Source organism: Bacillus sp. LQ01, assembly GCF_057624735.1.
Genome location: NZ_JBYEZL010000006.1, coordinates 83,969 through 102,241 on the forward strand (window position 1 = coordinate 83,969; position 18,273 = coordinate 102,241).

At 35.1% G+C, this 18,273-nt stretch carries 14 protein-coding genes; 7 read left to right on the top strand and 7 right to left on the bottom strand.

Annotated elements, in window-relative coordinates:
* Positions 1–70 precede the first annotated feature (70 nt).
* The 3 genes from gerKA to AC22L0_RS25725 are packed head-to-tail and all read left to right on the top strand — an operon-like array spanning position 71 to position 3,765.
* On the top strand, positions 71–1,573 hold the full coding sequence (gerKA, locus tag AC22L0_RS25715) for a spore germination protein GerKA (protein WP_061655590.1): 1,503 nt from the start codon (positions 71–73) through the stop codon (positions 1,571–1,573).
* On the top strand, positions 1,554–2,660 hold the full coding sequence (locus AC22L0_RS25720; RefSeq protein ID WP_000185796.1) for a GerAB/ArcD/ProY family transporter: 1,107 nt from the start codon (positions 1,554–1,556) through the stop codon (positions 2,658–2,660). Before gerKA ends, AC22L0_RS25720 begins: the two co-directional genes overlap by 20 nt.
* Positions 2,641–3,765 (top strand): Ger(x)C family spore germination protein, encoded by a 1,125-nt coding sequence (locus AC22L0_RS25725; protein WP_000484128.1) that lies wholly within the window; start codon positions 2,641–2,643, stop codon positions 3,763–3,765. Before AC22L0_RS25720 ends, AC22L0_RS25725 begins: the two co-directional genes overlap by 20 nt.
* A gap of 33 nt (positions 3,766–3,798) precedes the next feature.
* On the opposite strand, the gene treC is transcribed toward AC22L0_RS25725, so the two are convergent.
* The 3 genes from treC to treR all read right to left on the bottom strand — a co-directional run bounded on the left by treC (position 3,799) and on the right by treR (position 7,752).
* Positions 3,799–5,460 (bottom strand): alpha,alpha-phosphotrehalase, encoded by a 1,662-nt coding sequence (treC, locus tag AC22L0_RS25730; RefSeq protein ID WP_069605036.1) that lies wholly within the window; start codon positions 5,458–5,460, stop codon positions 3,799–3,801.
* 13 nt (positions 5,461–5,473) lie between these two features.
* Positions 5,474–6,901, bottom strand: coding sequence for a PTS system trehalose-specific EIIBC component (treP, locus tag AC22L0_RS25735; RefSeq protein WP_000513940.1), 1,428 nt, complete (start codon positions 6,899–6,901; stop codon positions 5,474–5,476).
* A gap of 140 nt (positions 6,902–7,041) precedes the next feature.
* Entirely contained in the window at positions 7,042–7,752 is a 711-nt protein-coding gene (gene treR / locus AC22L0_RS25740) for a trehalose operon repressor (protein WP_000987244.1), read from the bottom strand.
* 452 nt (positions 7,753–8,204) lie between these two features.
* Between treR and AC22L0_RS25745 the strand changes: the two genes are divergently transcribed.
* On the top strand, positions 8,205–9,602 hold the full coding sequence (locus AC22L0_RS25745) for an amino acid permease (RefSeq protein WP_487272520.1): 1,398 nt from the start codon (positions 8,205–8,207) through the stop codon (positions 9,600–9,602).
* 31 nt (positions 9,603–9,633) lie between these two features.
* Here the strand turns inward: AC22L0_RS25745 and AC22L0_RS25750 are convergent, their stop codons facing one another.
* Entirely contained in the window at positions 9,634–11,337 is a 1,704-nt protein-coding gene (locus AC22L0_RS25750) for a putative bifunctional diguanylate cyclase/phosphodiesterase (RefSeq protein ID WP_000893350.1), read from the bottom strand.
* Between the two features lie 481 nt (positions 11,338–11,818).
* The gene (locus AC22L0_RS25755; RefSeq protein ID WP_087964881.1) at positions 11,819–12,124 is read right to left on the bottom strand and encodes a cobalt transporter; all 306 of its coding nucleotides are present in this window, start codon (positions 12,122–12,124) and stop codon (positions 11,819–11,821) included.
* A 214-nt stretch (positions 12,125–12,338) separates the two neighbouring features.
* Between AC22L0_RS25755 and AC22L0_RS25760 the strand changes: the two genes are divergently transcribed.
* From AC22L0_RS25760 to AC22L0_RS25770, 3 genes are all read left to right on the top strand, one after another.
* Positions 12,339–13,868, top strand: coding sequence for a cardiolipin synthase (locus AC22L0_RS25760; RefSeq protein WP_000743031.1), 1,530 nt, complete (start codon positions 12,339–12,341; stop codon positions 13,866–13,868).
* A gap of 127 nt (positions 13,869–13,995) precedes the next feature.
* Positions 13,996–14,889 carry an ATP-binding protein gene (locus tag AC22L0_RS25765; RefSeq protein ID WP_000892973.1) on the top strand — a complete coding sequence of 298 codons (894 nt, stop codon included), beginning with the start codon at positions 13,996–13,998 and terminating at the stop codon, positions 14,887–14,889.
* A 3-nt stretch (positions 14,890–14,892) separates the two neighbouring features.
* Positions 14,893–16,776, top strand: a complete 1,884-nt coding sequence (locus AC22L0_RS25770; RefSeq protein WP_487272521.1) for a vWA domain-containing protein — start codon at positions 14,893–14,895, stop codon at positions 16,774–16,776.
* 37 nt (positions 16,777–16,813) lie between these two features.
* On the opposite strand, the gene AC22L0_RS25775 is transcribed toward AC22L0_RS25770, so the two are convergent.
* Together AC22L0_RS25775 and AC22L0_RS25780 are read right to left on the bottom strand one after the other, a co-directional pair.
* Positions 16,814–17,236 (bottom strand): NUDIX hydrolase, encoded by a 423-nt coding sequence (locus AC22L0_RS25775; protein ID WP_001189940.1) that lies wholly within the window; start codon positions 17,234–17,236, stop codon positions 16,814–16,816.
* A gap of 59 nt (positions 17,237–17,295) precedes the next feature.
* Positions 17,296–18,261, bottom strand: a complete 966-nt coding sequence (locus tag AC22L0_RS25780) for an L-threonine 3-dehydrogenase (RefSeq protein WP_000723129.1) — start codon at positions 18,259–18,261, stop codon at positions 17,296–17,298.
* Positions 18,262–18,273 lie beyond the last annotated feature (12 nt).

Here is an 18,273-nt window from a genome sequence, read left to right on the forward strand (position 1 = left end):
TTCAAGCATAAATTTCTCACAAACGACAAAAATTAACAGAAACAATTGCACTTTAAAAGAGGTGGAAATTATGACAGAGCAAAAAGAACAACAAGAGAGTAAAAACCAAAAGCATATGTTTCCATCACTTCCGGAGAACATTAATTACATTGAAAATAAACTTTCTCATTCTGATGATATAAAAAAATTAGATCTCCCTTTTCAAAACGGAAAAGGAGCAATCTTATATATCGAATCTTTAGCAGATCCAAATCTAATTCATCAGTTAGTCCTTGAGCCATTATTAACGCGATCAGATTTATCTTTAGATAAAGCTTTTTCTACGTTAAATATGAAAAAAGAAACGAATTTAAATTATGGGATACAACTTTTATTACAAGGTAAATCCTTATATTTTCATGAACACGTCGACAGTTTTTGTATTTTCGAAACAACCTTATCTTTAAAGAGAGATATAGCAGAGCCTGATAATGAAGGAGTTGTGCGCGGTCCACATACTGGTTTTGTAGAGGATCTAGCAACTAATTTAACCTCTATTCGTAAACTCATTAAGAGTCCAAATTTAGTTGTTAAGTATTTTACACTCGGTGAAGAAATGCACACGAAAGTGGCAATTACTTATATGCAAAATATAGCGAATGACGATTTAGTTATAGAAGTGAAAAGAAGATTGGAAACCATTAAAACGGATGCACTTATGCCACCAGGATACATACAAGAATTTATAGAGGACACGTCTTTCTCCCCATTTCCGCAGCAATTAAATACAGAGCGTCCAGATAGAACTGTTGCTAATTTAATGGAAGGGCGTGTTGCTATTTTATCTGATGGAGATCCAACAGTGCTCATCGTTCCTGTTACATTATTTGCTTTCTATCAATCACCAGATGATTATAATAACCGTTGGATTGTCGGTTCTTTCGTCCGAATGATTCGCTTAGTAAGTTTTTTAATTGCCTTTCTCTTACCAGCTTTATATATTGCAACTGTTGCTTTTCATCCTGATGTGTTACCGCTCGAACTTGTGTATACGATTAAAGCTTCATTAGAGAAAGTACCGCTTCCTCCTATTTTTGAAGCTCTCTTAATGGAGTTAATTTTCGAGTTATTACGAGAAGCTGGTATTCGCTTGCCGAGCCGCGTTGGACAAACAATCGGTATTGTAGGTGGTTTAGTAATTGGGGATGCAATTGTAAAAGCTGGACTCGTTTCTTACACAATGATCATCGTTGTAGCTTTAACTGCAATCTCATCTTTTCTCGTTCCATCAAACGATATGAGTTCAGCAGTTCGGATTCTTCGTTTTCCATTAATGCTCCTTGCTGCCATATTCGGATATGTAGGAATATCATTCGGTCTCATTATAACTTTCGTTCACTTATGTCAGCTTCATTCATTTCATACACCATATCTTTCTCCTGTTGCCCCGATGCGGATTAAAGATATGAAAGATTCTTTCATAAGACTACCAATTTGGTCATTTTGGGAAAGACCACATGATCCAAAACCGAAAAAAATGCAGCGCCAACATGTAACGAGAGAGGATGAGGACGGTGACAAACACGCAAAGTAAAATTTCACTTGTTCAATTTACCTTTTTCGTTATTCAATGCCAAATTGGGGTCGGTATACTATCTCTACCTAACCGGCTTCATCCGATAGCAAAAGGTGGTGGTTGGATTTCTGCGCTCATCGCGGGGCTTGCCATTCAACTTATTATTTTACTTATGTGGCTTTTCTTAAAACGATTTCCTGATGCAGATATGTATAAAAGTGTTTGTATGCTATTTGGTAATAAGTTAGGAAAACTATTGGGCTTTTCTTATGTTTTTTATTTTACCCTTATCGGTATGACGGTTATGTTGAATGCTTGTAACGTCATTAAAGTATGGGTTTTACACGCAACTCCGTGGTCTGCAATTCTCATATTATGTACAGTAGCTTGTTGTTATGTAGCTTATAACACATTTAAAGTCATCGTACGATTTTATGTCATGGCCTCTATTCTCATTATTCCAATGGCTCTTTTAATTGCCCTAGGGCTTTCACGAGCTGATTTCTCTTATATTTTTCCTATTACAGAAGCCGGATGGTGGAATATAATTCAAGCATCCAAGGAAACAATTACAGCCATGTATGGTTTTGAAATTATTCTTATCGCTTTCCCAAAAGTAAATGGGAGTTCTATTGCAAAACTGAAGGCCATTTCTATCGCCAATGGATTTGTAACTCTTTTTTATACTTTTACCGTTTGGATTTGCTTTATCGTATTTAGTCCAAAGCAAATTGAGCTTATTCCAGAGCCAGTTGCTTACTTATTACGCTCCTTGCATATTGGAATTATAGATCGAACGGACCTAATCTTCATCCCAATTTGGATGATAACAGTTGTCGCTTCTATTGCTAGTTATTACTGCGCTGCTTCAATCGGAATTGGACATATATTCAACCTTGCTAATCATAAAAAGGCTGTTCCAATCGTTGGTATTATTGCTTTTAGTGTAGCCTTATTTATAGATACACCTGAAGAATTAAAAGTAATTTCAACTTTCACTGATAAGTTCACCTATATTTTCATCGTTGTCCTCCCTCTTTTATTTCTACTTTATTCAATAATAAGAAAGAAGAAAGGAGAACAGTATGTTCCCAAAAAGAGTTAAATTACTTTTAATATTATGTACTAGTTCCCTCCTTTCTGGCTGTTGGGATCAAGAACCATTAAGGGAGGCAAGTTTAGCTTATAGCGTTGGAGCTGATATTACGGAAGAGAATAAACTCCAGCAAACAATCGAGCTCGTAAAAAGTTCAAGCGGAGAGCAATCTTCATTTGAGAATGAAATATATTCAGCAACCGGGCATAACATAATGGATACAGGCGATGCCCTAAAAAAAAATGTGACTGGGAATATTCGCTATTTTAAATATGGTGTTCAATTACTCGGAACCAAAATTCTAAAAAAGGGTATACTCCCCTATTTAGATGTCAGCTTTCGAGATCCAACAAACCCAACTGCTTTAGTAAAACTTATTGCAGTAGATGGTGAAACATCGGAGATACTCGAAAAAAAGAAAATAGGAAATTTACTAATTGGAGATTTTCTAAAGAAAAAAGTGAAAAGCTTAGAAGATATGAGTGTATTTCCAAAAGAAACTTTAGAAACAGCTGCTACAAAAATGTTAGATCCCGGTAAAGACTTTACCCTTCCTTCTATAAAAATAAAAGGAAAAGAAGTAGTTACAAACGGGTTAGCTTTATTTAACAATGATAAATTAACTGGGCATTTACCTTTGCAACAATCTGTTTTATTCGTGTTATTAACCGGAAAAATGGGAACAAGTGCCCGTATAACCCAAAAACTGACTAGTGATGAATCTGAGAAGACATCTGATTATTTAACAATGGAAATTAGTAATCGAAAATTAAAACGCGACTTAAAAATAACAACAGATAAAAAAGGAAATGTTTATGCTCACATTAAGCTCCAATTAAAAGTTATAGCACTTGAATCTCCAAGAGATAATATGTATACAATGGACGATAGAGAAAAACTAAATAAAGAACTTTCTAAACAACTCACGAAAGAAGCGAAAAAAATAACACGAAAACTACAAAAAGCAAATTGTGATGCTTTCGGTATTGGAAGACATCTTATCGCTTATCATCCTAACTTATGGAAGAAAAAAAATTGGAATAAAGATTATGCAAAAGTAAAATTCAAACCTGAAGTAGAAGTAAGCATTTTGTATAGTGGTGTCTTAAAATAAAAAGGTTGTATGCCGCTCGGGCATACAACCTTTTTATTTCGTATATCGATACACAATTGATTCATATGGTCTTAAGTTAAGTTTTGCAATATCCTTGCTGGCATCTTTATAATTCGACAGTAGTACTTCTTGTTTCATTCCATCTAACTGAACGTGCGCTGGTACTGAATACGTTATTTCTTCTCCATAGAAGTTATTTATAACAAGTAGTACTTCACTTTCTGTAGTACGAGTATATGCCCAAATTTTAGGATCATTTTTATCCAAAATAGCATATTCTCCTTCTGTAATTACATCATACGTTTTTCTAAGCTCTATTAACTTTTTATAATGATAAAATACGGACTCTTTATCTTCTAATGCCTTCTCTACGTTTATTTCTTTAAAATTTTCAGCCGCTGAAATCCAAGGTGTACTTGTTGTAAAACCACTGTTCATCTCTTCATTCCACTGCATCGGAGTGCGAGAGTTGTCACGAGATTTTTGCTTTAAAATCCCTATAATCTCTTCTTTTGATAGCCCTTCTTTTAGCTTTATATCGTATATATTTAACGATTCTACATCACGATATTGCTCGATGGACTCAAATTTAGGATTCGTCATACCGATTTCTTCCCCTTGATAAATATAAGGCGTTCCTTGCAGCATGTGCATGGCTGTCGCTAACATTTTTGCAGATTTGTTTCGGTACTTTCCATCATCACCAAAGCGTGACACGATGCGAGGCTGGTCATGATTACACCAAAATAACGCATTCCATCCTCCGCCCTTTTGCATTTCAATTTGCCAGTTAGACATAATCTCTTTTAATTTAATAAAATCAAACTCTGCTTTCGTCCACTTATCACCATTCGGATAATCTACTTTTAAATGATGGAAACTAAACGTCATGCTTAATTCATTACGCTCAGGATTAGAATATTTAATACAATTATCAATTGTCGTAGATGACATTTCTCCAACTGTAATGACATCTTTTCCTGCAAAAACATTTCGGTTCATCTCTTGTAAATATTCATGAACACGCGGACCATCTGTATAATACTTGCGTCCATCACTTGTCGCAGTACTACCTTCATCGTTTAAGAAGCATTGGTCTTTTGAAATTAAGTTAATGACATCTAATCGAAATCCTGTTACCCCTTTATCCAGCCAAAAACGCATCATATCATATACTTCTTCACGAAGTTTTTCATTTTCCCAATTTAAATCAGCTTGTGTTTCATCAAATAAATGTAAATAATATTGCTCCGTCTTCTCATCATATTTCCAAGCAGATCCACCAAACTTAGACTGCCAATTATTTTTTTCATCACGCCAAATATAGTAATTACGATATGGACTATTTTTATCTTCCTTCGCTTCTTTAAACCACTTATGTTCAGTCGAACTATGATTTACAACAATATCCAGCATAATCTCAATGTTACGTACTTTCGCTTCTGCTAAAAGTTCTTCAAACTCTTCCATCGTTCCGTAAGATGGATCAATGCTGTAATAATCACTTACATCATATCCATTATCATTTTGTGGTGATTGGTATATCGGTGTTAACCAAATATAATCCACTCCGAGTTCTTTTAAATAATCTAGTTTCTCTGTAACCCCTTTTATATCACCGGTTTCTCTATTGTAATAACTATTAAAGCTCTTCGGATAAATTTGATAGACTACACTTTTATGCCAATCCTTCATGTTTAACTTCCTCCTACTTCTGTTTCACTCTTTTTGCAAATAACCATGTTAAAGTAAATGGGATTACAACTGCAATAATCATTCCGACAATAAACATTGGAATCGATTTCGGAATGATAGAAATAAATGCTGGCAATCCCCCAATTCCGATAGCAGGTGCTAATACACCATTTAATGTAATGAATATCGCTGCCACAGCAGACCCTATAATCGCTGCATAAAACGGGAACTTATTTCGTAAATTCACACCAAACATCGCTGGTTCTGTAATACCGAAGTATGCTGAAATGGCTGATGTTGATGCCATACTTTTATCATTTTGATTTTTAGAAATCCAGAACATCGCAAGTGCCGCACTACCTTGCGCAATATTAGAAAGAGCAATCATCGGCCAAATAAATGTACCGCCATGTTGTGCAATCAATTGTAAATCAATTGCAATAAACATATGATGCATACCTGTAATTACAAGTGGTGCATATAACGCTCCAAATAATACTGCTCCAACTACTGGTACTGTTTCATATACACCTACTAATCCTACTGTTAATAAATCTCCAATATGACGTGTAACCGGACCAATAATTCCTAATGCTAACACACCTGTCACAACGATTGTTGTAATTGGTACAACTAATAATTGAATTGCATTTGGTACATGTTTCTTTAAGAAAATTTCTACTTTACTTAACACAAATGCAGCTACTAAAACCGGCAAGATTTGACCTTGATACCCTACCTTTTCAATTTGGAACAGTCCTAAAATATCGAAGTACTCAATCTTTTGTCCGTCTAAACCAGTCGCTGCTTTTCCATAGTCCCAAGCGTTTAATAAGGCCGGGTGCACAAGCATTAATCCCATAACAATCCCTAGTATTGGACTACCACCAAAACGCTTCGTTGCTGACCACCCGACAAGTGCTGGTAAGAATACGAATGCTGTATTGGCCATCATATTAATTAAATCCCAAAGCCCGCCTAAGTTCGGATAAACATCTAATAAATTTTTCCCATCAAAAAATAAGTCCTTTGCGCCTAATAGATTGTTAATACCCATTAGTAAACCAGCCGTTACGATCGCTGGTAATATCGGCATAAATACATCTGAAAATATTTTTACAAACTTTTGAGCTGGATTTAACTTCTGATTTCCAGAGTCTTTTACGTCAGCTACAGTCGATTCTTTCATACCCGCAAGCGTTATCAATTCAGCGTAAACACGATCTACATCTCCTGGACCAATTACAACTTGAAATATACCAGCGTTATGAAACGCTCCTTTCACTAATGAAACAGACTGTAATTTATCATTATCTATTTTACTTTCATCTTTTAAAGCGATACGGAGCCTCGTCACACAATGTGCAGCTTGTTCAATATTGTCTTTCCCACCAATATACTGCAACACTTCCTCTGCTGTTTTACGATAGTCTTTCCCCATATTCCCGTCCCTCTTTTCTTTTTTTGATACCGTTTACAATTACATATTAACTCGTATATATAAGTTAGTCAACACTCGTATATACGAGTTTGTGTTTTTTTATAAAAAAAAGAGATGAAACAATATTTTGTTCCACCTCTTTACTTCCTGCGTGCCACATCCGAAAAGTGAAAAATATCTAAACGGTGGCGTGATTCTGTATATTCAAACTGACTTCCATCATACAAATGTGTAAAGTTTTTCACAACGACAACATAGTCTGTTCCATTTAAATCTAAATACTTTCTGTCATCCTCTGTACATGGCTGTACTTCAATTACCCTCTGCGAATAACTAATATGTAGCCCAAGCTCTTTCTCGATGTATTTATAAATCGATGCAGTTGCAATTTCTTTCGTTAATCCTGGAACAAACTCAGATACAAAATGATTTATATCTAAAATTACTTTTTCTCCATCAATATTTCGTACACGTTTAATATGGTCAATCTCTGTTTTTTCTTTTACATTTAATAATTTTGCAATTTCTTTTGTGGCTTTTTCTTTGTCCATTTCCACAACTTCTGTAATACAATGACGTCCTAAACGTTCATTTTCTTCTTGAAAACTTACAATACCGCCAAAATTAAATTCAATATTTTTTCGCTTTAAAACAAAAACACCTTTTCCATGAATTTTTTGCACATATCCACGCTCTTGCAGTAAATCTACAGCTTTTCTCACCGTGCCTCGGCTTGCCTCATACTGCTTCATTAATTCTGTTTCTGATGGGATTTTGCATCCCTCTTTTAATTGTTTATTATCAATAGATTTACTGATTTCTGTATAAATTTGTTCATACTTACTCATCATCTACAATAGCCCCTTGTCACCTTCTAATTCTATATGTATTATAACATGCTTCACTCTTCTGCCAATCTCTCACTTATTTTCCAGTACAAGAAAAATATAGGTAAATATTTAATCTTTAAAACGTATTTTTATAAAAATTTTTATATTTTTCTTTTCATTCAAAAAAACATGTAGTATACTAACTTCAAAATCAGAGGAGAAAGGGAGCAAAGAACTATGCTTACTTATACAACAACTGTAGTTACATTTGCACAAAAACATCATCATCATACGTAACCCTTGAAACCTAGCGGAAAAATTACGCGTAGGTACAAGGGTTATTCCCGTTGTACCTACGCTTTGGCAAAAGAGCCATGTAGGTATTTTTTTATCTACATGGCTCTTTTTTTATTGTCAAAAAGCTAGTAAAAAATGATGTTTAAGCAAAACTTACTACAAAGGAGTTAACAAAAATGAAAACGAAAAAATGGGGATTATGGGTTTTAACAGCATTTGTTATCGGGAATATGGTTGGGGGTGGCGTATTTATGCTTCCAGCAAATTTAGCACAAGTATCAGGTCCAATGGGTTCTACACTCGCATGGAGTATTACAGGCCTTGGCGTATTTATGATTGCACTTGTATTTGGAAATTTAGCGATTCGTAAACCAGAATTAAAAGCTGGACCACAAAGCTATGCTCAAGCGATGTTTCCTTCAAAAAAAGCTGGTAAAGTTGCAGGATATAGTATGGCATGGGGATATTGGGCTGCTAACTGGGCTGCAACAGCATCTGTTATTATTTCCTTTGCTGGATATTTATCAACATTCTTTCCAGTTTTACAAAGTAAGCAAATTCTTTTTTCAATAAACGGATTTTCACTAGAACTCGGAAAAGGGTTAACTTTCCTTGTATGTAGCCTTATGCTATGGGGAATTCAATATATTCTTTCTCAAAATATTGATCGAGCTGGAAATATGAATCTACTTGCTACTATTGCAAAAATTATCGGATTTACAATGTTTATTGTAATTACATTATTCATTTTCAATGCTTCTAATTTCGGAGACGGTCAAACCTTTATGAATGAAGCAGGACAATCAATCTCATTAGGTGGACAAATCAATTCAGCTGCTATTGCAACACTCTGGGCATTTATCGGTATTGAATCAGCAGTTATGCTTTCTAATCGTGCAAAATCACAGCGCGATGTAAAAAAAGCTACGATTTTCGGATTAATTATCGCTCTTCTTATTTACATGTCAATTACTTTACTTACAATGGGAGCTCTTCCGCAAGATGCTTTAAAAGAGTCTCAAAAACCATTAGTAGACGCATTAAATTTAGCAATTGGAAATAAAGGTGCATATATAATGGCTTTACTCGCTCTTATATCTTTATTTGGATCTACAGTTGGCTGGATTGTTGTTAGTTCAGAAGTACCTTACCAGGCAGCAAAAAATGGACTTTTCCCTAAGTTTTTCGGGAAAACAAATAAAAAAGGTAGTCCTTCAAAATCACTATTGATTACAAATATAATGACGCAAATTTTCTTATTTTCAACGATTTCTGGTACTGTTTCAGAAGCGTATAGTTTCGCTATCGTCGTAGCAACATTAGCCTATTTAATTCCATACCTTGTTTCTACCTTGTACCAATTAAAATTAGTTATTACAGGAGAAACGTATGATATACTGCCAGGATCTCGAGTAAAAGATGGAATCATTACGACATTAGCGTTGGTATACTCTATTTGGGTTATCAAAACGGGAACTGCTGATTTAAAAACATTCTTCTTAGGAATTGGATTGTTCGTATTAGGTCTTATTCTTTATCCAGTACTAATGAAAGACTCACAAAAAACGGATTAAATAAAGAGAAGCTGCTGGCTTCTCTTTTTTATTAAAAATCTGTAATTAACTTTTCTTTTAGCTCTCCTACAGATAAAGGTTTCGCATAATAAAATCCCTGTACATAATCACAGCTCATTGATTGTAACAAACTCTCTTGCTCTACTGTTTCTACTCCTTCAGCAACTACTGCTAAATTTAAACTATGAGCAATTTCAATAACGGATTTTACAATCGTTCGTTCTGGTTGTGCGTGATCATAATGAAATTCACGAATAAAATTACGATCAATTTTTACAATATCCAGTGGTAGTTGTTTTAAATAATATAAGGAAGAATAGCCAGTTCCGAAATCATCCAAAGCAATTAAAACACCCATATTTCTTAATTCTTGTAATGTAGCAATAATATAATCAAAATGGCGGACTGCTATGCTTTCCGTTATTTCTAATATTAAACGGTTCGGAGGAAAACCAGTTCTCTTTAAAATGCTACGTACAGAGAAAATAAAACGTTTCTGCATTAATTGTTGTATAGATAAATTCACTGATAACTTTAGTCCTTCTTGATAATTGGGCAATGTTTTAAACAATCGGCACGATTTTTCTAATACCCAGTCTCCTAGCTTTATAATAAGTCCAGACTCTTCAGCTACCGGGATAAATTCGTTTGGTGAAATAGGTCCGTCTTCTGTCATACAGCGTACTAGAGCTTCTATACCAGAATATCTCTTCGTTTTCAAATCAATAATAGGCTGCAATACTACATCTAACTCTTCATCACGAATTGCCTTTTGCAAAGCAAACTCAACTTTCATTCTACGATTTATTTTCGCGCGTAGCTCATCTGTAAAGAAACATGCAGCATTTCTCCCCTGTTCTTTTGCACTATACATAGCTAAGTCGGAGTTTTTCAATAATGTTTCCACGTCTTGTCCGTCTTGTGGATAAGAACAAAGTCCTAGACTAGCTGAAATATATACTTCATGGCCTTCAAGAATAAATGGTGCCTGGAAACATGACAACACAGATGTCGCTAACTGCCTCATATCATCTTGTCTATGATTTTTTGTTAACAGCACAAATTCGTCGCCACCTAGCCTAGCCAGAACATCTTTCTCTCCTAGTACATAATGCAACCTTGAAGCGACTTCGCTTAAAAGTAAGTCCCCTATCATATGACCTAACGTATCATTTACTAATTTAAAACGGTCCAAATCAAAGTAAATCATACCAAATTCTTTTTTATCTGCAATCAATTTATTAACGGTCGTTATTAATTGCAAACGGTTCGGCAAACTCGTTAAAGCATCATGATAGGCAAGTTCCCTATAACGACTTTCACTTAGCCGCAACCTCTGTTCCGCTTCTTTTCTACTACTAATATCATTTCGTATTGCGATAAACTGGTAAGGCTCTCCTTTTTCATTTAAAAATGGAACAATTGTTGTTTTGACCCAATAATATGTACCATCTTTTGCTCGATTCCGAATCTCACCTGTCCATACTTTCCCATTCAAAATACGTTTCCATAAGTTTTGAAAAAAGGTTTTCGGATGATGACCTGAATTTAAAATACGGTGATCTTTTCCAATTAATTCTTCTCTTTTGTATTTAGAGATTTCACAAAATTTATCATTTACATATGTAATAAGACCTTTTCGATCTGTAATTGCAACAATTGAAGACTCATCTAATGCTAACTTTAAATCTCGCAACGAAGAGTCATATAATGCATGACCTCTCTGTTCTAGCATGCGCATCTCTCCTTGCTTCTATCTGACTAAAACACAACCTGTTTCTCTTCATAGAAATAGAGATATTTCATTTTCTAATACTAGCCCTTTACATAAATTATCTTTTTAAATAAACCGATTAAAATAACATAATATTATTTGTAATAAAAAGCAATATTATACCGTTTCAATTATAACTGGTAGCTTCCCATATCTCTAATTACTTCGCGCCTTATTATACTGCAATCCTTTTAAGTAGCTCTATGCAAGCCTTGTTTCCAACTAATACCACTCATATCTGATCTCTTTGTTTTTAATAACGAAATAGAAATTAGATCATACTACATAACTATTCACAAATAATAATATGAAAATCTACATTAATGTGCATGTTTTTGAATTACAATAACAAAATATTAACATATTTCCACCTTAACTTTGGAATTATTTTATAAATAAATACTGTATTAAACTAAAAAAGAGGATAGCCTCTTTTTTTAGTTTAATACGAATATGGTATTTGCTGATAACCTGGGTATGGCATTGGATACGTTACAGGGTATGGTGATGGATAAGCTACTGGATATGGAGCCGGATAATATCCTCCACTTGTTGCACCTGTTAATGCACCAGCTGTCAGTCCGCCTAACACTCCTCCTGCAAAGCTTCCAGGGAAAAATCCGCCTCCCCATGAACTACCACCACCCCAGCCCCATCCGCCTCCGTGATGATGATGGTGATCATAGTGATTGTGTCCTCCATGATGATGATTTCGATAGTACAATCCATTATTTTCTATATAATTCATGTTTCTCCGCTCCTTTTCGATTTTTTCATTTTCATATGCGTTAAGAGTGGGATAAAAAATGGGATAGTACACTGTATGTAGGACAAATGCGGAAAGTATAGGTGAAATGTCTATATTTTGTAAAAAAAGCAAAACACCTTATAATAAAGATGTCATATTACATCTTCTATTTAAGAAGTCTATATTGAAAAAAGATTAGGGGAATTATATAGAAATGAAGAAGCCTATCGTTCAATTACTATTAATATTTACAATTGTATCTATCGTTCTGTTCCTATTAAATACATCGTATATTTCGTTATATACATTTGTCGGTGCTCTATGGTCCATCACAATTGTCGGAATTTCATTCGTTATTTTTATAGAAAATAGATCTCCACAAAGTACGTTAGCATGGTTTTTAGTATTAGCACTTCTTCCTATTATAGGTGTGCTTTTATACGCTATTTTCGGACGCAGCCGCTGGAGAAGAAAAAAACATCTCCATCGTTCAGAAGAACAAAGAAAATTATTCCGTGAAATATTAGAAGGAAGAAGACTAGAGTTATTACTCACAGTCCCACTAAATGAACGTTCCATACATTTAACAGAAGTCATACAAAAATTTGGAGGTGGTCCTGCCGCAGATAAAACAACTACAAAACTTTTAACAAACGGAGATCAAACATTTTCAGAAATTTTGCGAGCTATAGAGCAGGCAAAGCATCATATACATATTCAATACTACATTTATAAATCTGATGAAATTGGTACAAAAGTTCGAGATGCTTTAATACAAAAAGCAAAAGATGGTGTTATTGTACGCTTCCTTTATGATGGCCTTGGAAGTAATACGTTACGACGACGATTTTTGCAACCTATGAAAGAAGCTGGGATTGAAATTGTAGAATTTGACCCTATTTTTTCAGCTTGGTTACTTGAAACTGTCAATTATCGTAACCATCGAAAAATTGTTATTGTAGATGGAAAAATTGGTTTTACCGGAGGACTCAATGTCGGTGATGAATATCTTGGCCGTTCCAAGAAATTTCCTGTTTGGCGTGATAGTCATTTAAAAATAGAAGGAAAAGCATTATATAAATTACAAGCAATCTTTCTAGAAGACTGGCTCTATGCCTCTAGTGGTTTAAATACTTATTCCTGGGATCAATTCATGAATAGACAATACTTCCCAGGTAAAGAGATTTCAAATGCAGAAGGTGCTGTTCAAATCGTAGCAAGCGGACCAAGCTCCGATGATAAAAGTATTCGTAATACATTATTAGCTGTTATGGGCTCTGCAAAAAAATCCATTTGGATCGCTACACCCTACTTTATTCCAGATCAAGAAACTTTAACATTATTACGCTTAAGTGCAATTGCCGGAATAGATGTACGGATTTTATATCCAGGTAAAAGTGATAGCATCATTAGTGATCAAGCATCTCAATCCTATTTCACTCCGCTTTTAAAAGCTGGTGCTTCTATTTACAGTTATAAAGATGGTTTTATGCATGCAAAAATTGTACTCGTTGATGATACAATTGCAACTATTGGAACAGCGAACATGGATGTACGTAGCTTTGAATTGAATTACGAAATTATTAGCGTGCTTTATGAATCAAAAACAGTTCACGACATTAAACGTGATTTTGAAGAAGATTTTAAACATTCAACTGAAATTAAATGGAACTCTTTCCAAAAAAGAAGTATAAAAAAACGCATATTGGAGTCTTTCATGAGGCTCATTTCTCCTTTACTGTAGGCAATCAACTTCATCTTGATTGCTTTTTCTTTTCCCTTTATCCTCCTTCCTTTTCTTTGCATACCATATTAAAACAAGTTATCATAAGATGTATTACTTTATGAAAATAATGTTAGGTGGGAAATACATGTTAGAACAATTTCATATACATGCTGATTTAAAACAACAGCTTTCTACGATTCATGAAAAGAATAAACAAGAAGCTGGTGAAAATGCACATTTAATCGGAACGAAAATATATAAAGCGTCTGATAATAGCATTATTGAAGATGCGATTACAGCACTTCTTCTTGGCAAGAACATTCTATTAAAAGGACCGACTGGTAGTGGTAAAACAGTACTAGCGGAAACTCTTTCTTCTTTATTCCAAAAACCAATGCATAGCATTAACTGCTCTGTCGACTTAGATGTAGAGGGTATTTTAGGATACAACACACTACAAACGAAAGATGGTGCATCTGAAGTTTCATTCGTTAACGGTCCTCTTATGAAAGCAATGAAGAACGGTCACTTCCTATATATTGACGAAATCAATATGGCAAAACCTGAAACGTTACCACTTCTTCACGGCGCATTAGATTACCGTAAAATGATTACAAACCCATTTACACAAGAGGTTGTATACGGTGATGACGAATACCGTGTAATTGCTGCGATTAACGAAGGTTACGTTGGAACAAGTGAACTAAATGAAGCGTTAAAAAACCGTTTCGTTATTATTGAAGTTCCTTACATTCAAGGTGATACATTAAAAGAACTATTATTAGCAGAATCAAAATTAAATGATGTTGCAACAATTGAAAAGTTTGTTGCATTTGCAAGCGACCTTATGCCTTTAGCTCGCGATGGACGTGTAAGTGAAGAAGCAGCAAGTATTCGTGGTATTATCGACGCATGTGATTTAGGTGTATATATTCCTGTTATGCGAGCGATTGAACGAAGCATAATTGCAAAACTTAATGATGAAACAGAACAAATGACTGTCCGTGAATTAGCAGAAAGTTATTTCTTTGAGGGATAATTTATGAGACAAATTTTTAGTGACAAAAAAATTGATGCGTCGCTGTTTCTACAAATGGAAAACTTAATGTATGCCCTTCTAAAAGAAGACGATGCCTATCTTGAATATGGCTATAAAGCATACTACGACGAAATTGAAAAGAAAGTTGTCATTAGTCACTTTTGGGATGATCGAAAAGAAGAAGATACAGTAATCGGATTAAAAAGCGAAGTGTTCTTAAAAGCACTTGGTAATAAACATTACTCGGACATGACTTTAATTCGTTCTTATGCGATTGAATTGCAAGAATCGCCCCTAAAAAAGTTTTTAACACAATTATTTGTTCTATTAGAAGATTTACGCGTTGAGGAAATCGTAAAGAACTTACGTCCTGGCACGAAGCATGTTTTTAAACGTCGAAAAGAAATGTACCGCAATTATTTCGGCTCTCAAAATGAAATAAACCGTGTTCGTAATTATCACGGTGATCGTCTATTTTGCCTATGCTATCTTTCATTAACTAGCGATAAATACGAAATGTTTAATAATGAATATTTTGAGCAAATTGAAGCGATTTTACATGAAACATTCCAAGCACGTAATACAGAAGATATTATGTATATCGTTGAGAAAATTCGCTATCGCTTAGAGGCGCTTCTTGAAAGCGATATGCTTAACAACTATTTCGGACATGCTCCACTTTACTTATCTGTCCTTGCAGACGAAAAGAACTGTCGCGTCGAAGATTTAGCAAATGATGATACGCAGCTTATAGATGACGATGAAAATAAAAACAAAATGGATGAAAGTTTCTCCACATGGCATCGTGAAAATAAAAATAACGAAAACGAGAACTTTTTACGCTTTGAATTAGAAAGCGGAACAAAAACTAATATGATGGGTGATACTGCCCGTGAATCAGAAGATGGCGACCAAGCACTTGGTTCTGTACAAGGTACTTCACAAAAAAGTACACAATCCAACTTTGATGGCGCTGATACAGAAGAAGCAAGGGCTTCACACGCTTCTAGCCCGCACGACGGTGCATACGGTAAGTATAATGTAGGTGCTTCTCATACTTTTAAAGAAGCTCGCAAACCAAACTCAGATGAGAAAAAAGATTACCAAGCTATCAAATCAGTCGTCAATAAAGATGTAAAAGAATTAAAGAAAATTATCGAAAAAACAATTGAAAATAAAACGAATGCGAATAGTGATAAATATTACGGAAGACTTCGTAAGAAATTCCTTCGTATTTATACCGAAAAACAACCGCGTATGTTTTATAAAAAAGGACAAGAGTCACAAGAACTCGATGTTGCATTCCAACTATTAGTTGACTGTTCTGGTTCTATGTATAACAAAATGGAAGAAACGAAGAAGAGTGTTGTACTATTCCATGAAGCTTTAAAGTCTTTAAAAATCCCGCACGCTATTAGCGGATTTTGGGAAGATGCCTCTAGCGCTAAACCTGAAGATAAGCCGAACGTTATCCATGAAGTTGTAAATTATAAAAACTCAACGTTGCCAAACGTTGGTCCAGAAATTATGCAACTTCGTGAAGAAGAAGATAACCGCGACGGATATATTATTCGTATCGTTTCTGAAAAACTTGCCAAAAGACCTGAGAAACATAAATTCTTACTAGTCTTCACAGACGGTGAGCCTTCTGCGCTAGACTATCAACAAGACGGAATTTTAGATACGCATGAAGCTGTTAAACTCGCGCGTAAAAGTGGTATGGAAGTAATCGGTATCTTCATCGAAGAAGGCGAAGCGAAAGAAGCAACTTATCAATTGATGAAAAACATTTATAACCATCACTTCTTAGTTGCAAATCATGCTGAAGATTTACGATTGAAGATTAAACCATTGCTGAAAAAACTATTACTGAAGACGATTGAATAGAAAATAGGAGCCTTGTGGCTCCTGTTTTTTCGTTCAATTACTTTGTTTCTGGTTGAAACTTGTATGGAATGGCTACTTCTAATAAAGATTCAAATCCTCCGTCATAGTATGGGAAACGCTCATTCGCAATTGTTCGATCTACCCACTCTATTGCAGAAATTTCACCTTCATCTTCCGCAATAAGTTCCCCTTTTACTACATTCGCTCGGAATGTAAAAAATAGTGCATGATTCCCTGATTCTTCAAAGAATTTTTCATTGATCGCAACAAGCCCCCCAGCCAAGGCGGTTAAACCTGTCTCTTCTTTCACTTCTCTTATTAGTGCTTCCTCTAATATTTCACCTTTTTCCACAGCCCCACCTGGCAATGACCAAACGTTTTGTTCTACATTATGTACCATTAATATTTTATCTGTTTCTTCGTCATGTATTAGTGCGTATACGACATCAACTCTTTGCATAAGACTTCTCTCCTCCCAAAAATAATGAAGAGCCGATTCCTAAGAATCGACTCTTCCTATTAATTCATCACTAACTCAGCTGTGAGCTTTTTTTTTAACTTAGCCAGCATGTCAGTTGTCATTTTGTCTAAATCGTATTCTGCTTTAAAGCCCCACTCTTTCATTGCTGCAGTTGCGTCAATAGAGTTTGGCCAGCTATCAGCGATTGTTTGACGAGCTGAATCTACTGCATAATCCATTGTAAACGTCGGAATGTGTTTACGAATTGACGCTGCAATTTGCTCTGGCTCGAAGCTCATTGCTGTAATGTTAAATGCATTTCTATGCACTAGCTTACTTGGATCAGCTTCCATTAATGAAATGATCGCTTGTAAAGCATCAGGCATATACATCATGTCCATGTACGTTCCTTCAGCAATGTATGAGGTGTATGCACCTTTTTTAATCGCCTCATAATAAATTTCAACTGCATAATCAGTCGTTCCGCCTCCTGGAGGAGCTACGTAAGAAATTAAACCTGGGAAACGGACACCGCGCGTATCTACGCCAAATTTTTGATGATAATAATCACATAGTAATTCTCCTGCCACTTTGTTTACCCCATACATCGTAGTAGGACGCTGAATTGTATCTTGCGGTGTATTATCTTTTGGCGTCGATGGACCGAATGCACCGATAGAACTTGGCGTGAAGAACTTACAGTTTAATTCACGAGCTGCTTCTAATGCATTTACAAGTCCGCCCATATTTAAGTTCCATGCGAATAACGGATTTTTTTCTGCTGTTGCTGAAAGTAAAGCTGCTAAATGAATAATTGTATCTACTTCATTACGCTTTGCGATATCATGTAGTTTTTGTCCATCTGTTACATCTAACGTTTCAAATGGACCAGACGTTACTACTTCACTATCTGTTTCACGAATATCTGTTGCAATAACATTTGATGCGCCGTATACATCACGAAGTTTCATTACTAGTTCAGAACCAATTTGCCCTAAAGAACCGGTTACTAGAATTTTTTTCATTTTCCCCACTCC

Excerpts from the sequence above, each read along its gene's own strand:
- gerKA (WP_061655590.1), top strand. The coding sequence starts at position 71 with ATGACAGAGCAAAAAGAACAACAAGAGAGTAAAAACCAAAAGCATATG.
- AC22L0_RS25725 (WP_000484128.1), top strand. The coding sequence starts at position 2,641 with ATGTTCCCAAAAAGAGTTAAATTACTTTTAATATTATGTACTAGTTCC.
- treC (WP_069605036.1), bottom strand. The coding sequence starts at position 5,460 with ATGAAGGATTGGCATAAAAGTGTAGTCTATCAAATTTATCCGAAGAGC.
- treP (WP_000513940.1), bottom strand. The coding sequence starts at position 6,901 with ATGGGGAAAGACTATCGTAAAACAGCAGAGGAAGTGTTGCAGTATATT.
- treR (WP_000987244.1), bottom strand. The coding sequence starts at position 7,752 with ATGATGAGTAAGTATGAACAAATTTATACAGAAATCAGTAAATCTATT.
- AC22L0_RS25745 (WP_487272520.1), top strand. The coding sequence starts at position 8,205 with ATGAAAACGAAAAAATGGGGATTATGGGTTTTAACAGCATTTGTTATC.
- AC22L0_RS25750 (WP_000893350.1), bottom strand. The coding sequence starts at position 11,337 with ATGCTAGAACAGAGAGGTCATGCATTATATGACTCTTCGTTGCGAGAT.
- AC22L0_RS25755 (WP_087964881.1), bottom strand. The coding sequence starts at position 12,124 with ATGAATTATATAGAAAATAATGGATTGTACTATCGAAATCATCATCAT.
- AC22L0_RS25760 (WP_000743031.1), top strand. The coding sequence starts at position 12,339 with ATGAAGAAGCCTATCGTTCAATTACTATTAATATTTACAATTGTATCT.
- AC22L0_RS25765 (WP_000892973.1), top strand. The coding sequence starts at position 13,996 with ATGTTAGAACAATTTCATATACATGCTGATTTAAAACAACAGCTTTCT.
- AC22L0_RS25770 (WP_487272521.1), top strand. The coding sequence starts at position 14,893 with ATGAGACAAATTTTTAGTGACAAAAAAATTGATGCGTCGCTGTTTCTA.
- AC22L0_RS25775 (WP_001189940.1), bottom strand. The coding sequence starts at position 17,236 with ATGCAAAGAGTTGATGTCGTATACGCACTAATACATGACGAAGAAACA.
- AC22L0_RS25780 (WP_000723129.1), bottom strand. The coding sequence starts at position 18,261 with ATGAAAAAAATTCTAGTAACCGGTTCTTTAGGGCAAATTGGTTCTGAA.